Raw genomic sequence first — 16,882 nt, 5'->3', positions numbered from 1 at the left:
CGCCCCGGCACCGGGTCGCTGTCGGAGGTGACGTGCGCGGGGGTGCCGGCCGGGCCGGAAGCCAGGTGGCGCGTGCCACAGGCGGACATGTGCGGGAGGAACGCGGGAAGACGCGCTGACGCTGAGCTGCATGTGCTGCCGTGATCATCCCAGGCGGGACACGCGCAACCACACGCAGGCCGTTCCCGCCGGGGCGCCCCGGCACCGGGTCGCTGTCGGAGGTGACGTGCGCGGGGGTGCCGGCCGGGCCGGAAGCCAGGTGGCGCGTGCCACAGGCGGACATGTGCGGGGGGAACGCGGGAAGACGCGCTGTGCGCAGGAGTCGGGTCGGATGGGAGTTGCTTACATGGCCGAGAATTCCGGTACCGGGCTGCGTCCGGGAGAGAGCGGGTCCCGCGACGCCGAGCAGCAGGCGATCGACGTGCGGAACAGGAAGCTGGCGCGTGCCGGGGTCGCCCGTGCCGAACGGCTCCTCGTCTCCTCGTACCGGCTCTCCTCGGAGCAGGAGGCGTTCGACCTGCTGCGCCGCGCCTCCCAGCGGTTCAACGTCAGACTGCACACCCTCGCCGAGACGGCCGTGCACCTGCCCGCTCCCCGGCCGGGTGCCGCCAGCTGGGTGCCGGGCCGGCCGCGCCCGGCCGCTCCGCCGCTGCCCGTCCTGCGCGCCGACGAGCGACGGCTGGTCGACGACAGCGCCGTCCTCAAGACCGCCCTGCAGCGCACCCTGCACATCACCGGTGCCGAGATGGGCAACGTGCAACTGGTGCAGAACGGCATGCTCCGCATGGAGCACCACACCGGACTGAACGGACGCTTCACCGACTACTTCACCTTCGTCGACGCCTCCACCACCTCCTGCGCGCAGGCCGCGGAGCAGAGCCGGCAGGTCACCGTCGAGGACGTCGCCGCCTCGGACGCCTTCGACGAGGCCTCCCGGCGGACGATCCTGCAGACGGGCAGCCGCGCCTGCCACAGCGCCCCGCTGCTCAGCCCGAGAGGAACCGTCATCGGCATGATCTCCTCCCACCACGACCGGCCCCTGACCCCGCTCACCGCCGCCCAGGCGGCGGCGCTGGACCAGCTCGGCAGGCAGGTCGGCCGCTGGCTGGTCTGGCACCGCAACACCACGGTGGTCTCCGCCCTGAACCACCTCCACACCACCGCCACCCACTGACGCCCACGGACCCCCACTGGCACCCACCGGCACCCGCCCGCCGCTGATCTGCGCGACGGGGGCCGTCGGGAATAGCCTGAAGAGGAGAGCGGTACCGGACAGAACGGGCCCTCCAGTGGCGTTCCCTTCGCGGAAGGGGAGGTAGAGCGATGCCCTGGAACCTGAACGGCACGTACCTGGAGAGTTGCAACTGCGACGTGGTCTGCCCCTGCACCACCTCGGGTCTGACCGCGCCGGCCGACCACGAGCGCTGCCAGGTGACCTTCGCGTTCCACGTGGACAGCGGGAACGTGGACGGCGTGGACGTCTCCGGCCACAACGTCGCCGTCTTCGTCGACGCCCCGCGGGTGATGGCCGACGGCGGCTGGCAGGTGGCCGTGTATCTCGACGCCTCGGCCGACGACAGCCAGGCGGCGGCGCTGGGCAGCGTCTTCTGCGGTGAGGCAGGCGGGCCGATGGCGGCTCTCGGGCCGCTCATCGGCAAGGTGCTCGGCGTGGAGCGGGTTCCCATCGAGTACCGCGACGACGGCCGCCACCACAGCGCGCGGGTGGGCGACGTCATCGACGTCGAGATCGAGGACCAGGTCGCCCCGCAGTTCGGCGAGGACGGCCCGGTCATGCACCTGACCGGGATGTTCCACCCGGCGAACAGCACGCTGGCCATCGCCCGGTCCGCGCGGGCGCGGGGCGGTGGCGTGTACGGCCGGTCGTGGGACTTCTCCGGTGGCAACGGGCACTCCGCGCCCTTCGCGTGGTCCGCGTGACCGGTCGGCCGGTCACCGTCCGCAGCGGGGCGGCCCCCGCCGGACTGCTGCTGGTCGCGGCGGCCGCCGCCTGGGTCTGGGTGGTGACGCGCCGGGCCGGCATGCCGGCGATGCCGGGCACGATGGGCCTGGGCCTGGCCGCCTTCCTGGCCGTGTGGACCCTGATGATGGCCGCGATGATGCTGCCCGGCACCACGCCCGTCGCCGCGCTGTACGCGCGCACCCTCACCGCGCACCGGACGCCGCGCATGGTCGTTTTCACGGCCGCCTACCTGCTCGTCTGGGCCGCGGCCGGGCTGCCGGCGTACGCGCTGGCCGCGGGCCTGGGCCGGGCGGGGGGCCTGCCCGCCGCGACCGGGACCGCGGTCGCCGCGGCCGTCTTCTTCGTCGGCGGCGTCTACCAGCTCACCCCCCTCAAGGACCGCTGCCTGGCGAAGTGCCGCTCGCCGGTCGGGCAGCTGCTGCGCTACGCCTCGTACCCGGGGCGCTCCCGTGACCTGCGTGCCGGAGCCCACCACGGAGGCTTCTGCCTGGGCTGCTGCTGGTCGCTGATGGTGCTGCTGGCGGCGTTCGGGGTGATGAACCTGTGGGCCATGGTGGTGCTGACCGCCGTGATCACGGCCGAGAAGCTGGCTCCGGCCGGCCGCCTGATCGCCCGCCTCGTGGGGATCGCCTCGATCGCCCTGGCCGTGGCCGTCTTCTGGTTCCCGGAGCTGGCTCCCGGACTCACCGGCGGCGGCATGACCGGGATGTGAGGGCCGGCGCGGAAAGGTCCGTACCGGATGCGTCAAGGGTTGTAAGAGCGGTCCGGACCCGGGCCGTTGGCGTGGTCGGGAACCGAATGCGACGGCCGGCGGGTGCGTGACACCAGGGCCGCGATCAGCGGCATGTCGTCCACAGGGCCGCAACCCGACGGATTTCGGCTTCAGTTGTTGACGGCGCGCGGGTGCGGGACTACAACCCGAGGGAGCGCTCTCACATCTGCCGTTGCTCCATCCCCACGCACGCCGAACCGGCTGAGGAGACTTCGCATGCAGAGTTCCGTCGGCGCACCCACCCGCAGACCACCGGCCGTCGCCTTACGTCCACGCCTGGCGCTCGGCCTGGTGGTCGCCCTGATCGCCGTCTTCTTCGCGGTCCTCGCCCCGTCGCCCGCGCACGCGGCCGACCAGTTGCTGTCCCAGGGCAGGCCCGCCACCGCCTCCTCGACCGAGAACGCGTCCTTCCCCGCGAGCGCGGCGGTCGACGGCAACACCGGCACCCGCTGGTCCTCGGCCTTCGCCGACCCGCAGTGGCTCCAGGTCGACCTCGGCTCCGTCCAGCAGCTCAGCAGCGTCACCCTGAACTGGGAGGCCGCCTACGCGAAGGCCTTCCAGATCCAGACCTCCACCGACGCCGCCACCTGGACGACCGTCTACTCGACCACCACGGCCACCGGCGGCACCCAGAACCTGGCCGTCAGCGGCAGCGGCCGCTACGTCCGCCTCTACGGCACCGTGCGGGGCACCCCGTACGGCTACTCCCTGTGGGAGTTCCAGGTCTACGGCCCCGGGTCCACCACCCCGCCGGACGACTTCTGGGGCAGCACCAGCGACATACCGGCGGCGAACAACGCCGTCGAGGTGAAGATCCTCAACCGGACCAACGGCAAGTACCCCGACAGCCAGGTGTACTGGAGTTTCAACGGCCAGACGCACTCCATCGCCGAGCAGCCCTACCTGGACATGCCGGCCAACTCCGCGGGCCGCATGTACTTCTACCTGGGCTCGCCCACCAGCTCGTACTACGACTTCATCGAGTTCACGGTCGGCAACAACGTCTTCAACGGCAACACCACCCGGGTCGACGCCTTCGGCCTGAAGCTGGCCATGCGGCTGCACACCAAGGACGGCTACGACACCGAGGTCGGCGAGAACCGGCAGACCTTCGCCGAGGACCGTGCCACCACGTTCCAGCGGTTCGTCGACGCGGTGCCGTCCCAGTTCGACGTGCTGGCCCAGACCCAGGCCCCGTACCGGATCATCGCGCCCGGCAGCGACCCGAGCTTCCGCGCGGGCGGCGCCAACGCCGACTACTTCACCTCGTACGCCCAGTCGGTGGGCGTGACCGCGGCCACCTCCGACATCTTCGGCTGCGCGGCCTCCCTGGCGTCCGACCCGAACACGTGCGCCGCCCTCAACCGGCACGTCGCCACCCTGCCGGCCTCCCAGCAGTCCGACCCGGCCCAGTTCTACACGGCGGCCCCCGCCAACTACTACGCCAGGTTCTGGCACGACAACGCCATCAACCACCTCGCCTACGGCTTCCCCTACGACGACGTGGCGGGCCAGTCCTCCTTCATCTCGCACGCCAACCCGCAGTGGCTCCTGGTGGCCGTCGGCTGGTAGCCGCTCCCGCAGAGCAGGCCCGTGGCCCGGGGCAGCCGTCTCGGGCCACAGCTCTGGCCATGGCCTGAACTCGGCTGCTTTGGCCAGAACCAGTACCGTTTCCCCTGCGTCGTACGGCATGTGTGCCGATGGCCTGACCTGTGGGGGGACCACATGAGCGCCGAGATCTACTTCAGCAACAACTACCGGGACCTGTGCGAGCGGAACGGCACCGGTGCCGGCTTCCAGTTCGAGTTCTCCTGCTCACGCTGCTACGACACCTGGCGCTCGCCGTTCGAGCCGTACACCGGGGAGCGGGCCGCCACCTGGCTCCACAAGGGGGTCGACGTGGCCTGGGGGCTGCTCGGCCGTACCGGTACCGGGCTGACGTCGGCGGCCGACGGGCTGGCGGGGGCCGGTTACGGGCGCGCCCGCGACGAGGCGTTCCAGCGGGCCATCGACAACGCGCAGGGCCACTTCAACCGCTGCGCGCGCTGCACCGACTACGTGTGCGGCCGCTGCTGGAACGCGGCCCAGGGCCTGTGCCTGCGCTGCGCTCCGGACACGGCGGCCGAGGCGATGGCGGCCCAGCAGCGCGGCCTCAACGACATGGCCTCGCAGCGGGCGTACGCGGCGGGCCAGCAGGCCGGGCAGGGCTACGACCCCGGCACGCCCCGCCAGTTGGTCTGCCCGCAGTGTCAGACCGAGACGCACGGCGCCGCGTTCTGCTCGGGCTGCGGCTACCGACTGGCCCAGTCGCAGCAGTGTTCGTCCTGCTCCGCGGTGGTACCGGACGGGGCCGCCTTCTGCCCGGGGTGCGGCTCACGCAGGTAGCGGGCCGGCGCCCCGGCAGCGGGTGAGCGGGGCGGTCGTCGTGCGCTCCAGCCAGCGGGCGTCGATCTCGCGGCCGTCCGGCTGGGTGTGGCGTGCCCGTCCGTCGGCGGCCACGAAGCCGGCCTTCGTCAGGGCACGGGCGCACGCGGTGTTCGCCGGTTCGAAACCCGCGAACACCCTCGGCAGCCCCAGGTGGGCGTGGCCGAGGACCACGGCGGCCCGGAACATCTCGGTGCCGAGCCCCAGACCGCGCGCCTCGGGCGCCATCCATCCGTCGATCTCACCGGTGCCGGGGTGCATCATCACGACCCCGGCGTAGGTGCCGACGTCCACGCGTACGCCGATCAGCAGCTCCGCCTCCTCGTCCCCGAGGGGTTCGTAGGGCCGGTTCAGCAGGTTCCTGAAGGGCTGCAGGGTCTCCGTGGCGCCGGGACGCAGCCGGAGCAGACCTTCACGGACGGCCGCGTCAGCGATGACGCGGTCGTCGGTCCAGCCGAGCCACCGCTGGGCCGCCGGGTCCGAGCCCGCGGCCACGGCGGCGACGAGGTCCAGCCTCGACTCCGGGGTGTAGAGCAGAAGGCGCTCCGTGCGCAGCGTGTGCCGCCGGTGCCAGCACGGGCCGGGCAGCGGGAGCCTCGGTGCGGTCGTCCGCCCGCGGCGCAACCGTGACCAGACCATGCGACTCCCCCCAGGACCCTCGTGACCGAGGCGGAGTCTACTGCCACGGTGCCTCCATCCGGATGCCGTGACACCACTGGCCTACATACCCTCCAGGGGTATATAAACGGAGGGTCGCGGTCGGCTGCGAAGGGCGGACACCATGCATGCGGTCGGGCACGCGCTCTCCATCGCCGGGTCGATGACCTGGGAGATCACCTGGGCGCTGATCCTCGGCTTCACACTCTCCGCGGTCGTGCAGGCGGTGGTGCGCCGGGAGACGGTCGTACGGCTGCTCGGCGACGACCGGCCCCGTACGCTCGCGCTCTCCGCGGGGTTCGGCGCCGCCTCCTCGTCCTGCTCCTACGCCGCCGTCGCGCTCGCCCGCTCGCTGTTCCGCAAGGGCGCGAACTTCACCGCGGCCATGGCCTTCGAGATCGCCTCCACCAACCTCGTGATCGAACTGGGCGTGATCCTGGCCCTGCTGATGGGGTGGCAGTTCACCGCGGCGGAGTTCGTCGGCGGCCCCATCATGATCGTCGTGCTCGCCGTGCTCTTCCGCGTGCTGCTGCGCGAACGGCTGCTGCGCCAGGCGCGGGAGCAGGCCGAGCGCGGGCTGGCGGGCTCGATGGAGGGGCACGCGGCGATGGACATGTCCGTGGGCGGCGAGGGCGGTTTCGTCCGGCGGCTGTTCTCCCGGGCCGGGTTCACGTCCGTCGCGCACATCTTCGTCATGGAGTGGGCGGCGATCCTGCGCGACCTGGTGGCGGGGCTGCTGATCGCCGGGGCGATCGCCGCCTGGGTGCCGGACGACTTCTGGCAGAGCTTCTTCCTGGCCGGCCATCCGCTCGCGGCCAAGCTGACCGGGCCGCTGATCGGGCCCGTGGTGGCCGTCGTGTCGTTCGTCTGCTCCATCGGCAACGTGCCGCTGGCCGTGGTGCTCTGGAAGGGCGGCATCAGTTTCGGCGGCGTCATCGCCTTCATCTACGCCGACCTGCTGATCCTGCCGATCCTCAACATCTACCGGAAGTACTACGGGGCCCGGACGGCCGCCTTCCTGCTGGGCACCTTCTACGCCTCGATGGTGGTGGCCGGCTACGTCGTGGAGCTCGTCTTCGGAGGCCTCGGGCTGATCCCCGACCAGGCCGACGCGAAGATCCCCGACGAAGGGGTCAGCTGGAACTACACCACGTACCTCAACATCGCCTTCCTGCTGCTGGCCGCCGCGCTGGTCGTACGGTTCCTGCGCACCGGCGGCCCGGCGATGCTGCGGATGATGGGGGGTGCGCCGGACGGCGGCCACGAACAGCAGGAGGAGCACGCACACGGGCACGGACCCGGACCCGGACACATGCACGGCACGGACTGAGCGGGCGCCCGGCGGGGCAGGACGTCCGGGTCCGACTCGTTCGTCGTGGAGACATCGTGGAAGAGGAGATCACGTGGACCCCAGCCGCGACCTCGCCCTCGCACCCGCCGTGCGCGCCGTCTACGGGCCGCAGGACCTCAGCTCCGCACCGGCGTTCGCGGGCGGCTTCATCAACTTCGGCCACTGGGCCGGGATCCCGCTCGACCGTCCGCTGACCGCCGAGGACCGGGTCCGCAGCCAGCGCGACCTCTACCGGCTCGTGTTCGGCGCCCTCGACGGGGCGGACACCCGTGCCGTCGAGATCGGCTGCGGACTGGGGGTCGGCGCCGCGCTCGCGCTGGAGGAGTTCGGCTTCGCCGCCGTGACCGGCCTCGACATCCACCCCGAGCAACTGGCACGAGCCCGCCGGGCCAACGCCGGCCTGCTCGCCACGGCGCCGGAGCGGCTCGGTTTCGCGCACGGGGCGGCGGAGCGCATGCCCTTCGAGGACGGCCGCTTCGACCGGCTGTACTCGGTGGAGGCCGCCCAGCACTTCCGCGGCCTGACCGCGTTCGCCGGGGAGGCCGCGCGCGTGCTGCGCCCCGGCGGCCGGCTGGCCGTCACCAGCTTCTTCCTGCCGGCCGGCGCCGAGGACGCGGGCGGCGAACTCGCCGCACGGCTGGAGAGCTTCGCGTCCGGCCTGGACGTGGCCCACCCGCTGACGGCCCTCCTCGACGCCCTCGGCGGCGCCGGCCTGACCGGCGTACGGGCCGAGTCGATCGGCGACCAGGTCTGGCCGGGCCTGGACCGCTTCCTCGCCGGTGTCGACCTGCCCGTGCAGTGGCCGCGCAACTTCCTGCCGGCGTATCGCGACGGCCTGCTGGACTACTACGTCGTCACGGCGGACCGCCCACCGGCCGTCGCCTGACCGTCCCGGCGGCCCGCGCGCAGGGCTGCGCCCGCTCGGGTGGCTCTGCGGTGCCCGCCGCGTGGCTGTCCGGCCACGGCCGGGCCGACTTGATGATCATCGGTCCGTGACGACCTACGACGGCGCTCGCACCGCCGGCCAGCCACGCCGCACGGCGCCCGCCGTCGCAGCCGCCTGCCCGCGCCGGAGCCTTGCCCGCTCTCCCGCCCGCACTCCCGCCCGCGCCCTCGCCGCGGCCCTGATCCTGCTCTGCAGCACCCTGCTGACCTGCCTGTCGGCCGCACCCCCCGCGGCCGCGCTCCCCCGCCCCGGAGCCGCCGCGGGCACGTCGGCGGATGCCGAGGCCCGCACGGGCGCGTACCTGGCATCGCTGCGGTCGGCGGGCCCGGACCGCTCGCGGGCCCTGCGCAGGTTCTTCCTGAAGCTGCCCAAGGGCGGCGACCTGCACAACCACCTCTTCGGCGCGGTCAGGACCGAGTACCTGATCGCGCTCGCCGCCGACGACGGGCTGTGCGTCGACACGGCGACGCTGACCGCCGTCGTACCGCCCTGCGGCCCCGGCACCCGGCCCGCCGCCGACACCCGCGACGACCGTGACTTCCGCGAGGCGGTCCTGCGGGCCTGGTCCATGTACGGCTTCCCGCCGGACCGGAGCGGCCACGACCACTTCTTCGCCACGTTCGACAAGTTCGGGCTGGTGCCCGCGCTCCACCCGGACAAGGTGCTCGCCGAGGTCGCCGACTCGGTGGCGGCGCAGCACCAGTTCTATCTGGAGACCATGGTCAACCCGGCCTCCGACCGCGCCGAGCAGCTGGCCGACGAGGTCGGCTGGGATCCCGACCCCGCCGAGATGTACGCGCGGCTGGTGGCGGGCGGCCGGCTCGACCAGGTGGTCGCCGCGGCGCGCCGGGCGACGGACGACGCCGAGGCCGGGTTCCGGGCCGAGGCCCGCTGCGGCACCGACCGGCCCCGCCCCGGCTGCCGGCTCACCGTGCGCTACGTCTACCAGGCCTTCCGCGGCGAGTCCCGCGAGCGCGTCTTCACCGAGCTGGCCCTCGGCATGCGGCTCGCCGAGGCCGACCCCCGCTTCCTCGCCGTCAACCTCGTCCAGCCCGAGGACGGGCCCGTCGCCCTCGCCGACTACACCGTGCAGATGCGCATGGTGAGGTTCCTGCACACGGTCTATCCACGGGCCCATGTCACCCTGCACGCAGGCGAGTTGCGGCCCGGCCTGGTCGACCCCGAGGACCTGCGGTTCCACGTCCGGGAGGCCGTGGACATCGCCGGCACCGAGCGCGTCGGCCACGGCGTCGACCTCCGCCACGAGGACGACTGGCAGCGGACGGCCCGCACGATGGCCGCCCGGCAGACCGCCGTCGAGGTGCCCTTCACCAGCAACGCCCAGATCCTCGGCGTGCGCGGCGCCGCGCACCCCTTCGACACCTACCGGGCCTACGGGGTGCCGGTCGTCCTGGCCACCGACGACCCCGGCGTGTCCCGCACCGACATCAGCCACGAGTACCAGTACGCCGCCGAGACCTACGGCCTGACGTACCCGGAACTCAAGGACCTGGCCCGCGCCTCCCTGCAGTACGCCTTCCTGCCCGGCGACAGCCTGTGGCGGGGCAACCCCACCCGGGACGGCTACCGTCCGGTCGCGGCCTGCGCCGGGCAGCTTCCCGGCAGCGGGCGGACGCCGGGCGCGGAGTGCCGGGCGCTGCTCGACGCGAGCGCGAAGGCGGCGGTGCAGTGGCGTGAGGAGGCCGCGTCGGTGGCGTTCGAGCGGACGTTCGGCCGGGCCGCGTCACGCCCCTGAGAGCAGGGCCGCGGCGGGGCGACCGCCGCGGCGGAACGCGGTCGAGGCGATCGTCCCGTCCGCCGCCTAGCGGGTGGTGGACGGCACGGCGGAGGGCACCGGCTGCGGGTCGCCGGAGCTGGGGGCGGCGGTGGGGCTGGAATGCCGGGCGGGTGGTGTCGGGTGGGAGCGGTCCGGGGTGTTGGAGGACAGCACGAGGACGACGGCGGCTGCGGCCGCCGCTGTGGCGGCGACGGCGAAGGACAGCACCCGCCGAATCCGCCGTGTGCCCCAGGTACGTCCGACGGGCGGGCGGGCCGGTGACAGGTCGTGGGCACTGATGAGCTGCCCGCGTGCTTCGAACGCAGCGCGCAGCCGCTCCTCCAGTGGCGCCCGATTGCTCATCGGTCCACCTCCAAAAGCTTCTCCAGAGTGGCGAGCGCACGGCTCGCGGTCGACTTGACGGTGCCACGGGACACCCCGAGGGTCTCGGCGATCTGCGCCTCGGTCAGGTCGGACCAGTAACGCAGGACCAGCACCTCGCGCTGGCGCGCGGTGAGTCGGGCCAGCGCGTCGAAGACCTGCCGGTGCTCCTCGGCGAGCAGCAGCATCTCGTCGACCGGCACCCCCGGGCCCTGGTACGGCGGGGTGTACGCGCGCGCGGTGCGCCGCCGACGCAGCACCGAGCGGGCGGCGTTGACCACCGCGGTGTGGAGGTAGGCATGCGCGTCCTGGAGGTCGTCCAGCCGTTCGCCGTGCCGACGGCAGACGGCGGTGAAGGCATCCTGGACGACGTCCTCGGCGGAGTGCAGGTCGTCCACCAGGAAGGCCGCCAGCCGCACCATGTCGAGCCGCCGGGTCCGGTACAGATCGGCGAGTGTAGGGGCATCCTTCTCGCCGTCCCGGTCCGCCACCGGGCGCAGGTGCCCGAAGCGTCGGCCCGGGTGCGGCACGCCCGACGCCGGAGTGGGGGTGGTCCGGGCCCGGCGCATGAGCCGGGCCCACCAGGGCAGGGCAAGGGTGAGCTGCATCGTCCTCGTTCACCTCAGGGGTACGGCGGGGCCGGCTCCGGTCCGGCCCCGCCACACCGATGGTCGGCGGCTCAGCGGCCGGTTCTACCGCGGGTAGGGCTTGCCGTTCTCGTCACCCGGCACCGGAGTCGGGTCGCTGTCACCGGAGGTGTGCTTCCCTGCGGTGGAAGGCACCGGCTTCGGGTAGGGCTTGCCGTTCTCGTCACCCGGCACCGGAGTCGGGTCGGCGTCACCGGAGGTGTGCTTCCCCCCGGTGGAAGGCACCGGCTTCGGGTAGGGCTTGCCGTTCTCGTCACCCGGCACCGGAGTCGGGTCGGCGTCACCCGAGGTGTGCTTCCCCGGGGTGGAGGGCACGGGCTTCGGGTCGGCCTTCGCCGACGTGCCCGACTCGGTCGCGTGGGTGTGGCCGGCGGTGGCCGCCTGGGCGGCGATGCCGCCGCCCACCACCAGGGCGAGACCGGCAGCCGACCCCAGCACCCAGGTGCGCAGGGAACGGTTCGACTTCTTGGCGCGGGAATGCCGCATAGGAAACGACTCCAAAGAGCTCAGAGAAAACGCTGACGGATCGGACGGCTCCGGGACCGAAATCCCGTCCCGGAAACCGCCTTTCACCCCACCAGACGTGCGGCCCCACCCGAGGTTGTCGTGATCCGCAAAAAAGATCCGCGGCGGTCGTGAGAGCAGCCGACGGACGTCCCCGCCACGCGCGAGGCGCCGGGTCCGGGGGACGGCCAGGGTGCTGCCCGACCGCGAGCGCCTGCGCCGGCTCGCTCCTCTCGTGCTCCGCTCGTGCTCCTCTCGTGCGAAAACACACTCCGGCACGATGCGGGACGACGTCCTAGTCTGCACGGGTGACCGATACCCCCGAGCTCATCCTGCTGTCCCGAGTCGCCTGTCGTGGGCGGGAGATCACCGCGCCGCGGCTGCGTGGGCTGCTGGCACTGCTGGCGGCGGATCTGCGTACCGGCTGCAGTACCGGACGGCTGGTGGCGGGGCTGTGGCCGGACGAGCTGCCGGAGCGGCCGGGCAAGGCGGTGCAGATCCTGGTGTCCCGGCTCCGGTCGCAGCTGGGTGCCGAGCTGGTCGTGAGCACGCCGACGGGGTACCGGCTGGGGCTGGACGAGACGCAGGTCGACAGCTCCGCGCTGCTCGTGCGGGAGGCGGCGAGCGCCGAACGGGCGCGGGCGGGGGATCAGGAGGGCTCCCTGGCGGAGGCCGAGGCGGGGCTGGCGCTGTGGGACGGCAGCGTGGACGCCGGGACGGGCGAGGAGCTGCACGACCCGGTGGCGGCGCTGCGGGCGGATCGGCTGCGGGCGTACCGGGCGCTGGCGCGCTCGCACGCCCTCGCGCTCGCCCGGCTGGGCCGGCGGGCCGAGGCCACCGCGCCGCTGACCGAGCTGCACCGGGAGCTGCCGCGGGACGAGGAGGTGCTGGCGGAACTGCTGCGCTGCGAGGCCGCAGGCGCGGGCCGGGCCGCGGCGCTGGCCCGGTACGACGGCTACCGGCGCCGGCTCCGGGACGAGCTGGGCAGTGACCCGGGGGCCCGGCTCCGGGCCGTGCACCAGGAGTTGCTGAGCACGGACGCGGCGCCGGTCCGGCACGGGGTGCCGCACGAGCCGAACCCGCTGCTGGGCCGGGACGCCGACGTCGCCGCCGTGGCCGGGCTGCTGCGCGTGGCCCGGGTGGTCACCGTGGTCGGTCCGGGCGGGCTCGGCAAGACCCGGCTCTCGCACGCGGTGAGCCGGGCGGCCGGGCAGCCCGTCGTCCACTTCGTCACGCTGGCCGGTGTCACCGGTGACGACGTGGCCGACGAGGTCGCCTCGGCCGTCGGCGGCGGGGAGGGCCGCCAGCTCCCCGGCGGCGGCAAGGACGCGGTGAGCGGGATCGTCGCCGCGCTGGGGCCGGGCCCCGTGCTGCTGGTCCTGGACAACTGCGAGCACGTGATCGCCGCCGCCTCCGCGCTCGTACAGGCGCTGGTGTCGCGGTCGAGGGAACTACGGGTCCTGGCCACCAGCCGGGCCCCGCTCGGGCTGACCTCGGAGTCCGTGTACGCCCTGCCGGAGCTGTCCCTGGCGACCTCCGTCGAGCTCTTCGAGCAGCGGGCGCGGGCCGCCCGGCCCGGGGTGGAGCTGCCCGCGGACCGGGTCGCCGAGATCTGCCGGCACCTGGACGGGCTGCCGCTGGCCGTGGAGCTGGCGGCGGCCCGGGTGCGGGTCCTCTCCGTGGCCGACATCGCGCACCGGCTGCGGGACCGTTTCGCGCTGCTGCGCGGCGGCGCCCGGGACGCCCCCGAACGGCACCGCACGCTGCGGGCCGTGGTCGAGTGGAGCTGGAACCTGCTGGAGCCGGAGGGGCGGGCGGCCCTGCGTGCGCTGTCGGTGTTCCCGGGGGGCTTCGCCGCGGACGCGGCCGAGTACGTGCTCGGCGAGAGCGCAGGTGACAGCGGAAGCGAAAGCACGAGCGAAGGTACGAGCGAAAGCGCGAGCGAGAACGAGAGCGACGGCCGGGACGCGACGGAGCTGCTGGAGGCGCTGGCCGGTCAGTCCCTGGTCAAGGTGGGCGAGAGTGCCGCCGGGGTGCGGTTCCACATGCTGGAGACGCTGCGGGAGTTCGGCGCCGCCCGGCGGGCGGAGGCGGGCGAGGACGAGGCCGTGACGGGCCGGTTCCTCGCCTGGGCCCGGGACTTCGGCCGGGCCCATCACGCCGGGATGTACGGCACCGACGCGCCGGCCGCCTTCGACCGCGTCCGGGCCGAGCAGGACAACCTGGTCCTCGCGCTGCGGCACGCCCTGGCCCGCGGCGACGGGCCGGCCACCGCCGCCGTCACCGCCGTCCTGGCCTCCCTGTGGTCGGTCGGCAACAGCTACACCCGGTTCGTCACCCTCGCCGCCGAGACGGGCGGGCCGCTGTCCCACTTCCGTCCGGGACCCGGGCACCCCGAGGACGTGGAGACGGCCCGGAGCGCGGCCGCGGTGTGCGCGGCCGGCCTCTTCATGGGCTACGGCCCGCACGCCGTACGCCAGCTCGTCACGCTGCGCCGCCTGCCGCCCGCCCCGGCGGACACCGTGCCGCGGGCGCTGGCCGCCGTGCTGTGCGCGGTCCCGGACATGCGCCCGCCGCAGTACGCGCGGCTGGAGGAGCTGTGCGAGGCCGACGAGCCGCTGCTGGCGGGCCTCGCCGCGGGCGTCGCCAGCTACCTGTGGGAATCGGCGTACGAGACGGAGCGGGCACTGCGGTACGCGCGCCGGATGCTCGCCGCGGTGGGGCCGCTCGGCAACCTGGTCATGACGCTGCTCGGCCACGGCCGGATCGGCGAGCTGTGCCTCAAGACGGAGCGCGGCGCGGAGGCGTACGACCATCTCCGGGCCGCCGACACACTCAGCGGGGCCGGGACCTGGTCGGACGCGATCGGCGTCCGCTACGGGCTGGTGTCGGCCTGCCTGCAGCGCGGGGACGTCGAGGAGGCGGAGTACTGGCTGGGCCGCGCCGTCCCGGACCGGCAGCCGGAGACCGCCCAGGCCTTCAGTCCCGAACTGCTGCAGGCACGGGCGGAGATAGCGCTGGCCCGGGGGCTGACCGAGGTCGGCCTCGGCCTCTGGCGGCAGGCGGCCGCCGGGATCCGGGAGGCGAGTGCGCTCGCCGCCGACGACCCGTTCCTGGACTCGTGGTCGCTCCAGGTGCAGGCCGCCGCGCTCGCCGCGCACGCACAGCACGGCCGCGTCGAACCGGTGGCCGAGCTCGCCGCGCACCTGCGGGAACGGCTGCTCGGCATGCTGTCAGGCACCGCTTCCGGCGCCGGGGACCTGCTGGAACTGCCGGTCTACGGCTCGGTGCTGCTCGCGCTCGGCCATGCCGGGCTGGCCTGGGGCGACCCGGCGGCGGTACGGCTGCTGGCGCTGGCGGAGGTGCTGCCGGTGATGCGGGACCTGCCCACGCTCTCCTCGGCCAGGTCCCGGGCGGCGGCCGAGAACGCGGACGGGGCCGCGTACGCCGACGCGAGGTCGGAGTACGCGGCCCTGGGGCGGGATCAGCTGCGGGTGGCGGCCCGGCAGGCGCTGCATGAGGTCACTGCCGGGGCTCGCGGCTGAACCGCGCCTTGGACCACAGGTAGCCGAGCACGCTCAGCCCGAGGCCCCAGCCGAGGGCCAGCACCGCGTTCTCGGTGCCGATCCCGCTGCCCAGCAGCAGGCCGCGCAGGGTCTCGATGAAGGGCGAGAACGGCTGGTACTCGGCGAACCAGCGGAACCAGTCCGGCATGGCGTCCACCGGCACGAACGCGCTGGACAGGAAGGGCAGCATCACCAGCGGGGTGCCGATGTTGCTGGCGCCCTCGGCGTTGGGGCTGATCAGGCCGATGCCGACCGCGAGCCAGGTGAGCGCGAGGCTGACCAGGGCCATCAGTCCGGCCGCGGCGAGCCACTCCACCGGCGACGCGTCGGGCCGGAAGCCGATGGCGAGTCCGATGCCCAGGACGAGCGCGAGCGCCATCATCGTCTGGATCACGCTGCCGACCACGTGTCCGATCAGCACCGAGGCGCGGGAGATCGCCATGGTGCGGAACCGGGCCATGATGCCCTCGGTCATGTCGGTGGCCACCGAGACGGCGGTGCCGAGCGAGGTCATGGCGGCGGTCAGGAAGAGGATGCCGGGGACGAGGTAGGCGACGTACTCGGACCGGTCGGCGTGGCCGCCGGTGATGCCGGCGCTCATCACGTTGCCGAAGACGTAGACGAACAGGAGCAGCAGGATGACCGGGGTGAGCAGGAGGTTCAGGGTGAGGGAGGGGTAGCGGCGGGCGTGCAGGAGGTTGCGCCGCAGCATGGTCAGGTTGTCGCGGAGGGCGTAGGAGGCGGTACTCATCGGGCGGTCTCCTTGTCGGTAGAGCCTGCGGTCGGGCTTCCGGTCGGGCCGGCGGTCGGGCCGGCGGCCTGGCTGCCGGTCGAACTGCCGGTCGAGGCGACGGGGTTGCCCGTCAGGGCGAAGAACACGTCGTCCAGGTCGGGGGTGTGCACGGAGAGTTCGTCGGCCTCGATGCCGGCCGCGTCGAGCCAGTCGAGGATGGCGCGCAGCTCGCGCTGGGTGCCGCCGCTGGGGATCTGCAGGGCGAGGGCCTCGTCGTCCCGGGTGGTCTCGCGCAGTTCGGTCGCCGCCCGCTCGTAGGCCGCCGGGTCGGAGAACCGCAGCCGCACGTGGCCGCCGGGCACCAGCCGCTTCAGCTCCCCGGCGCTGCCCTCGGCGACGAGCCGGCCGCCGTTGAGCACCGCGATGCGGTCGGCGAGCTGGTCGGCCTCGTCCAGGTACTGGGTGGTGAGGAAGACGGTGGTGCCGCCGGAGACCAGCTCGCGGATGATCTGCCACATGGTGTGGCGGGAGCGCGGGTCGAGTCCGGTGGTCGGCTCGTCGAGGAAGATGATCCGCGGGCGGCCGACCAGGGTCATGGCGATGTCGAGGCGGCGCTTCATGCCGCCGGAGTAGGTGGAGGCGGGCTTCTTCGCGGCCTCGGTGAGGTCGAACCGCTCCAGCAGGTCGGCGGTGACCTGCCGTCCCTCCCGCTTGGAGAGGTGGTGCAGGTCGGCCATGAGGAGCATGTTCTCCTCACCGGTGATCAGCCCGTCCACGGCGGAGAACTGACCGGTGACCCCGATGGCGGCCCGTACCTTCTGGGCCTCGGCCGTGAGGTCGTGGCCGGCGATCCGGGCGGTGCCGCCGTCGGCGGAGATCAGGGTGGACAGGATGTTGACCGCCGTGGTCTTGCCCGCGCCGTTCGGCCCGAGGAGGGAGAAGACCGTCCCGGCGGGCACCCGGATGTCGATGCCGTCGAGGACGGTCTTGTCCCCGTAGGCCTTGCGCAGCCCGGTGGCCGCGATCGCGAGGTCGCGTCCGTCCTGGCGTCCGCGTCCGTCCCGGCCTTCGTGTCCGTCCTGGCGTTCGTGTTCGCTGGTCGTCATGGCGCAGAGCGTGCCGCCGCGGCGGTTCAGCACGGCT

Annotated in this window: 15 protein-coding genes; 9 read left to right on the top strand and 6 right to left on the bottom strand. The window is 73.5% G+C overall.

The genetic code is table 11. The features are described from left to right. Positions 1–346 precede the first annotated feature (346 nt). The 5 genes from ACIQVL_RS18965 (at position 347) to ACIQVL_RS18945 (ending at position 5,138) form a co-directional block, all read left to right on the top strand. A complete protein-coding gene (locus ACIQVL_RS18965) occupies positions 347–1,174 on the top strand; it encodes an ANTAR domain-containing protein (RefSeq protein WP_403475864.1) in 828 nt (275 codons plus the stop codon). A 149-nt stretch (positions 1,175–1,323) separates the two neighbouring features. Further along, positions 1,324–1,938 carry a DUF1326 domain-containing protein gene (locus ACIQVL_RS18960; RefSeq protein WP_403475863.1) on the top strand — a complete coding sequence of 205 codons (615 nt, stop codon included), beginning with the start codon at positions 1,324–1,326 and terminating at the stop codon, positions 1,936–1,938. Further along, complete coding sequence (locus ACIQVL_RS18955) at positions 1,935–2,693, top strand: DUF2182 domain-containing protein (RefSeq protein WP_403475862.1); 759 nt, start codon at positions 1,935–1,937, stop codon at positions 2,691–2,693. The genes ACIQVL_RS18960 and ACIQVL_RS18955 overlap by 4 nt, the downstream gene beginning before the upstream one ends. A gap of 276 nt (positions 2,694–2,969) precedes the next feature. Continuing rightward, positions 2,970–4,325: a beta-1,3-glucanase family protein gene (locus ACIQVL_RS18950; protein ID WP_403475861.1), complete on the top strand. Its 1,356-nt coding sequence runs from the start codon at positions 2,970–2,972 to the stop codon at positions 4,323–4,325. A 153-nt stretch (positions 4,326–4,478) separates the two neighbouring features. Then, positions 4,479–5,138, top strand: coding sequence for a zinc ribbon domain-containing protein (locus ACIQVL_RS18945; RefSeq protein WP_403475860.1), 660 nt, complete (start codon positions 4,479–4,481; stop codon positions 5,136–5,138). On the opposite strand, the gene ACIQVL_RS18940 is transcribed toward ACIQVL_RS18945, so the two are convergent. After that, entirely contained in the window at positions 5,127–5,816 is a 690-nt protein-coding gene (locus ACIQVL_RS18940) for a GNAT family N-acetyltransferase (RefSeq protein WP_403439994.1), read from the bottom strand. The genes ACIQVL_RS18945 and ACIQVL_RS18940 overlap by 12 nt on opposite strands. Positions 5,817–5,958: 142 nt before the next feature. Here ACIQVL_RS18940 and ACIQVL_RS18935 point away from each other — a divergent pair, with 142 nt between their 5' ends. The 3 genes from ACIQVL_RS18935 to ACIQVL_RS18925 all read left to right on the top strand — a co-directional run bounded on the left by ACIQVL_RS18935 (position 5,959) and on the right by ACIQVL_RS18925 (position 9,887). Then, positions 5,959–7,164 (top strand): permease, encoded by a 1,206-nt coding sequence (locus ACIQVL_RS18935; protein ID WP_403475859.1) that lies wholly within the window; start codon positions 5,959–5,961, stop codon positions 7,162–7,164. Positions 7,165–7,237: 73 nt separating this feature from the next. Then, the gene (locus ACIQVL_RS18930) at positions 7,238–8,071 is read left to right on the top strand and encodes a class I SAM-dependent methyltransferase (protein ID WP_403475858.1); all 834 of its coding nucleotides are present in this window, start codon (positions 7,238–7,240) and stop codon (positions 8,069–8,071) included. A 238-nt stretch (positions 8,072–8,309) separates the two neighbouring features. Beyond that, entirely contained in the window at positions 8,310–9,887 is a 1,578-nt protein-coding gene (locus ACIQVL_RS18925) for an adenosine deaminase (protein WP_403475921.1), read from the top strand. 66 nt (positions 9,888–9,953) lie between these two features. Here the strand turns inward: ACIQVL_RS18925 and ACIQVL_RS18920 are convergent, their stop codons facing one another. The 3 genes from ACIQVL_RS18920 to ACIQVL_RS18910 all read right to left on the bottom strand — a co-directional run bounded on the left by ACIQVL_RS18920 (position 9,954) and on the right by ACIQVL_RS18910 (position 11,422). Beyond that, complete coding sequence (locus ACIQVL_RS18920) at positions 9,954–10,271, bottom strand: hypothetical protein (protein ID WP_403475857.1); 318 nt, start codon at positions 10,269–10,271, stop codon at positions 9,954–9,956. Next, complete coding sequence (locus ACIQVL_RS18915; RefSeq protein ID WP_403439987.1) at positions 10,268–10,897, bottom strand: SigE family RNA polymerase sigma factor; 630 nt, start codon at positions 10,895–10,897, stop codon at positions 10,268–10,270. The genes ACIQVL_RS18920 and ACIQVL_RS18915 overlap by 4 nt, the downstream gene beginning before the upstream one ends. A gap of 84 nt (positions 10,898–10,981) precedes the next feature. Further along, the gene (locus tag ACIQVL_RS18910) at positions 10,982–11,422 is read right to left on the bottom strand and encodes a hypothetical protein (RefSeq protein ID WP_403475856.1); all 441 of its coding nucleotides are present in this window, start codon (positions 11,420–11,422) and stop codon (positions 10,982–10,984) included. A gap of 326 nt (positions 11,423–11,748) precedes the next feature. Here ACIQVL_RS18910 and ACIQVL_RS18905 point away from each other — a divergent pair, with 326 nt between their 5' ends. Beyond that, complete coding sequence (locus ACIQVL_RS18905; protein WP_403475855.1) at positions 11,749–14,985, top strand: ATP-binding protein; 3,237 nt, start codon at positions 11,749–11,751, stop codon at positions 14,983–14,985. On the opposite strand, the gene ACIQVL_RS18900 is transcribed toward ACIQVL_RS18905, so the two are convergent. Together ACIQVL_RS18900 and ACIQVL_RS18895 are read right to left on the bottom strand one after the other, a co-directional pair. Then, positions 14,963–15,757, bottom strand: a complete 795-nt coding sequence (locus tag ACIQVL_RS18900; protein WP_403475854.1) for an ABC transporter permease — start codon at positions 15,755–15,757, stop codon at positions 14,963–14,965. The genes ACIQVL_RS18905 and ACIQVL_RS18900 overlap by 23 nt on opposite strands. Continuing rightward, positions 15,754–16,845, bottom strand: coding sequence for an ATP-binding cassette domain-containing protein (locus ACIQVL_RS18895; RefSeq protein ID WP_403475853.1), 1,092 nt, complete (start codon positions 16,843–16,845; stop codon positions 15,754–15,756). The genes ACIQVL_RS18900 and ACIQVL_RS18895 overlap by 4 nt, the downstream gene beginning before the upstream one ends. Between the last annotated feature and the right edge of the window lie 37 nt (positions 16,846–16,882).

The organism is Streptomyces sp. NPDC090499, assembly GCF_044769305.1.
Lineage (GTDB): Bacteria > Actinomycetota > Actinomycetes > Streptomycetales > Streptomycetaceae > Streptomyces.
Note: the sequence above shows the minus strand (reverse complement) of the source record. Positions and strands in the feature narration are given on the sequence as shown.

Bases quoted from the DNA above. Each gene is read 5' to 3' on its own strand.
- ACIQVL_RS18965 (WP_403475864.1), top strand. From the start codon at position 347: ATGGCCGAGAATTCCGGTACCGGGCTGCGTCCGGGAGAGAGCGGGTCC.
- ACIQVL_RS18960 (WP_403475863.1), top strand. From the start codon at position 1,324: ATGCCCTGGAACCTGAACGGCACGTACCTGGAGAGTTGCAACTGCGAC.
- ACIQVL_RS18950 (WP_403475861.1), top strand. From the start codon at position 2,970: ATGCAGAGTTCCGTCGGCGCACCCACCCGCAGACCACCGGCCGTCGCC.
- ACIQVL_RS18945 (WP_403475860.1), top strand. From the start codon at position 4,479: ATGAGCGCCGAGATCTACTTCAGCAACAACTACCGGGACCTGTGCGAG.
- ACIQVL_RS18940 (WP_403439994.1), bottom strand. From the start codon at position 5,816: ATGGTCTGGTCACGGTTGCGCCGCGGGCGGACGACCGCACCGAGGCTC.
- ACIQVL_RS18935 (WP_403475859.1), top strand. From the start codon at position 5,959: ATGCATGCGGTCGGGCACGCGCTCTCCATCGCCGGGTCGATGACCTGG.
- ACIQVL_RS18920 (WP_403475857.1), bottom strand. From the start codon at position 10,271: ATGAGCAATCGGGCGCCACTGGAGGAGCGGCTGCGCGCTGCGTTCGAA.
- ACIQVL_RS18915 (WP_403439987.1), bottom strand. From the start codon at position 10,897: ATGCAGCTCACCCTTGCCCTGCCCTGGTGGGCCCGGCTCATGCGCCGG.
- ACIQVL_RS18910 (WP_403475856.1), bottom strand. From the start codon at position 11,422: ATGCGGCATTCCCGCGCCAAGAAGTCGAACCGTTCCCTGCGCACCTGG.
- ACIQVL_RS18900 (WP_403475854.1), bottom strand. From the start codon at position 15,757: ATGAGTACCGCCTCCTACGCCCTCCGCGACAACCTGACCATGCTGCGG.
- ACIQVL_RS18895 (WP_403475853.1), bottom strand. From the start codon at position 16,845: ATGACGACCAGCGAACACGAACGCCAGGACGGACACGAAGGCCGGGAC.